3 protein-coding genes are annotated in these 3,594 nt (G+C 68.0%); all 3 read right to left on the reverse strand.

Features of this window, described 5'->3' with window-relative positions; translation table 11 throughout:
- Positions 1–745: N-formylglutamate deformylase (gene hutG, locus K7W03_RS26915; RefSeq protein ID WP_222887997.1), on the reverse strand; the 745-nt coding region annotated here is incomplete at its 3' end.
- Positions 742–2,262: a histidine ammonia-lyase gene (gene hutH, locus K7W03_RS26920; protein WP_065847679.1), complete on the reverse strand. Its 1,521-nt coding sequence runs from the start codon at positions 2,260–2,262 to the stop codon at positions 742–744. The genes hutH and hutG, both read right to left, overlap by 4 nt.
- On the reverse strand, positions 2,259–3,446 hold the full coding sequence (gene hutI, locus K7W03_RS26925) for an imidazolonepropionase (protein ID WP_170825658.1): 1,188 nt from the start codon (positions 3,444–3,446) through the stop codon (positions 2,259–2,261). Before hutI ends, hutH begins: the two co-directional genes overlap by 4 nt.
- Positions 3,447–3,594: the final 148 nt, after the last annotated feature.

The following is a 3,594-nucleotide window of genomic DNA, read 5'->3' on the forward strand; positions in this document are numbered from 1 at the left end:
GAAGCACCGCGATCGTCCCCGCCGCCCGCCCGGCATCGAAAACCGGCGGCCACCCCGCGCCTTCATCCAGATAGCCCCGCATCGCCAATTCCATCTGGATCGCATGAATGCCCCGCTCCGGCGCCCCATAATGCCGCGTCGTCCACCCCCCCTTGAAGCGCCCGTCCACCACATGGCTGCTCCCCACGCAAACAGCCCGCACCGCCTCGGCCAGTTCCGCCGAACAACTCACCCCATCGAAAGTCCCGATATTGAACAGCGGCAACTCCCCCTCGAACAGCCGGGGCACATGGCTGCGGATCGAATGCGCGTCATAGACCACCACCCGCCCATGCCGCGCCCGCAGCCGATCGATCTCCCCCGCCAGCGCCGCATGATAGGGATCGAACCACCGTTCCCGCCGCCGCGCGATCTCCGCCTCGTCCGGCTCATCCCCCGGATAAAGCGGCTCCCCATCGAAAGTCGTCGTCGGACATAATTCCGTCGTCGCCATCCCCGGATAAAGCGAAGCCCCCGAAGGATCGCGATTCACATCGATCACGCTGCGCGACACCCCGGTCCGCACCACGGTCGCGCCCAAATCCCCGGCAAAGCCGTAAAGCCGGTCCACCCACCAGTCCGCATCCCGCCGCGCCACTTCCGGCGAACGAAACGCGCCCTCCACATCGACCAGATCGGTCCCCGCATGCGGCAGGGCCACCACCAGCGGAGCCTCGCCCCGCTCGACCGTCAGCCAGTCCGTCACAGCACGCCCGGCAGGTCCAGCCCCGCCGCCTCCACGACCGCCCCGCCGCGCACGAGAAGATTGGCGACCTCCATATCGGCATGGAAATGCCGGTCCTCCTCCAGATGCGGCACTTGCCCGCGCAGCCTCGCCCGCACCCGCTCCAGCGCCTGCGAAGACCGCAAGGGCGCATGAAAATCGCACCCCTGCGCCCCCGCCAGAAGCTCGATCCCGATCACGGCTTCCGCATTCGCCACCATCTCCGCCAGCCGCCGCGCCCCATGCGCCGCCATCGACACATGATCCTCCTGATTGGCCGAAGTCGGAATGCTGTCCACGCTCGCCGGAAAGGCCCGCTGCTTGTTTTCGGACACCAGGGCCGCCGCCGTCACCTGTGGAATCATGAAGCCCGAATTCAACCCCGGCCGGGGCGTCAAAAAGGCGGGCAGTCCCGACAGGGCCGGGTCGACCAGCATCGCGATCCGCCGCTCGGCGATCGATCCGATCTCGCAGACCGCCATGGCGATCATGTCCGCCGCGAAAGCCACCGGCTCCGCATGGAAATTCCCGCCCGAAAGCGCCTCGTCCGTCTCGGCGAAGATCAGGGGATTGTCCGAAACCCCATTGGCCTCCGTCTCCAGCATCGCTCCGGCCGACCGCATCACGTCCAGCGCCGCGCCCATCACCTGCGGCTGGCAGCGCAGGCAGTATGGGTCCTGCACGCGGGGATCATGGTCCCGATGCGAAGCGCGAATGGCCGACCCCGCCATCAGCGCCGCCAGAGCCTCGCCCACAGCCATCTGCCCCGCATGCCGCCGCAGCCGGTGAATGCGCGGATCGAACGGCGCATCGGTCCCCTTGGCCGCCTCGGTCGAGAGCGCCCCCGTCACCAAAGCCGTCCGGAACAGGCGATCCGCCCCGAACAGTCCGGCAAGGGCGTTCGCGGTCGAAAACTGCGTCCCGTTGAGCAGCGCCAGCCCTTCTTTCGGCCCCAGTTCCACCGGCCCCAACCCGGCCCGCGCCAATGCTTCAAGGGCAGGCACCCGCTCGCCCGAAACCCAGATCTCCCCGACCCCGATCATCGCGGCGGTCATATGCGCCAGGGGAGCCAGATCCCCGCTGGCCCCCACCGACCCCTGCGCAGGCACCACAGGAATCAGGCCTCGCGCCACCATCGCCTCCAGCAAAGCCACCGTCCCCGGCCGAACGCCCGAAGCGCCCTGCGCCAGACTCGCCAGCTTCAACGCCATCATCAACCGCACCACCGGCACGGGGGAGGGCGCACCGGTCCCCGCCGCATGGCTCAGCACGATATTGCGCTGAAGCACCGCCAGATCATCGTCGCCAATCCTGACGCTCGCCAGCTTCCCGAAGCCGGTATTGATCCCGTAGACCGGCTCATGCCGCGCCAATATCCGCTCGACCGCCGCCGCCCCGGCCGCGATGCGGGGCGCGCAGGCCGGGTCCAGCGCCACCGCCGCGCCCTCGTAAATCGCCTGCCATTGCCCCAGCGAAACCGCGCCCGGAACCAGCTTCATATTCCTCTCCACACACGCGCATGGAGCGGGTTATACCCCATGCGATACACCAGTTCCGCCGGCCGCTCGATGTCCCAGACGGCAAGGTCGCACCGCTTGCCGACCTCCAATGTCCCGACCCGCTCCAGCATCCCCAGCGCGCGCGCCGCCTCCCGCGTCACCCCGGCCAGACATTCCTCGACCGTCAGCCGGAACAGGGTCGCCCCCATGTTCATCGCCAGCAGCAGCGACGTCAGCGGCGCGGTCCCCGGATTGCAGTCGGTCGCGACCGCCATGGGCACGCCCGCCCGCCGCAAGGCCTCGACCGGCGGCGCCTGCGTGTCGCGCATGAAGTAAAAGGCCCCCGGCAACAGCACCGCGACGGTCCCCGCCCGCGCCATGGCCGCCACCCCCGCCGCATCCAGATGCTCCAGATGATCGGCGGAAAGCGCCCCATGCCGCGCCGCCAGTTCCGCCCCCCGGCTGTTCGACAATTGCTCCGCATGCAATTTCACCGGCAGCCCCAGCCGCCCGGCCGCCTCGAACAGCCTTCCGATCTGCGCCGGGGAAAAGCCGATCCCCTCGCAAAACCCATCCACCGCGTCGGCCAGCGGCGCAATCTCCGGCAACATGCCGCAGACCAGATCGATATAGCCGTCCGCGTCGCCTGAAAATTCCGGCGGCAGGGCATGCGCGCCCAGAAAACTGGTCCTGATGGAAACGGCCCGCTCGCTCCCCAATCGCCGCGCCGCCCGCAGCATCTTGACCTCATTGTCGAGGTCCAGACCATAGCCCGACTTCACCTCGACGGTCGTAACGCCCTCGGCGATCAACGCATCCAACCGGGGCAGGGCGCTTTCGACCAGCGCCTCCTCGCTCGCCTCCCGCGTGGCCCGCATGGTGGAGATGATCCCACCCCCAGCCCGCGCTATGTCCTCATAGCGGGCCCCGGCCAGCCGCATCTCGAACTCCGCCGCCCGGTTGCCGCCATGCACCAGATGCGTATGGCAATCGATCAGCCCCGGCGTGATCCACCGCCCTTGGCAATCGATCGTCTCGACCGCATCCGGCGCGCCGTCCGCACTGCCGACATAGCTGATCAAGCCATCCCGCACCCCCACCGCGCCGTCTTCGACGACACCCACCCCATCCCGCAAAGTCGCAAGACGCGCATGGGTCCAGATTCTGTCGCAGGCAGGCCGCATCGTCATTTCCACTGGCGCCGACTCAATAATGTATATACATAAATGGAGCAGATCACCATTGTCCAGAGCGCGCAAGGATTCAGGTTGGAAACGGAAACAGGGTGGAAGGCGGACATTCCCCCTCCCGCAGGCGGGAGGGGGTTAGGGG

This window comes from Sphingobium sp. PNB (genome assembly GCF_019873065.1).
Taxonomy (GTDB): Bacteria; Pseudomonadota; Alphaproteobacteria; order Sphingomonadales; family Sphingomonadaceae; genus Sphingobium; species Sphingobium fuliginis.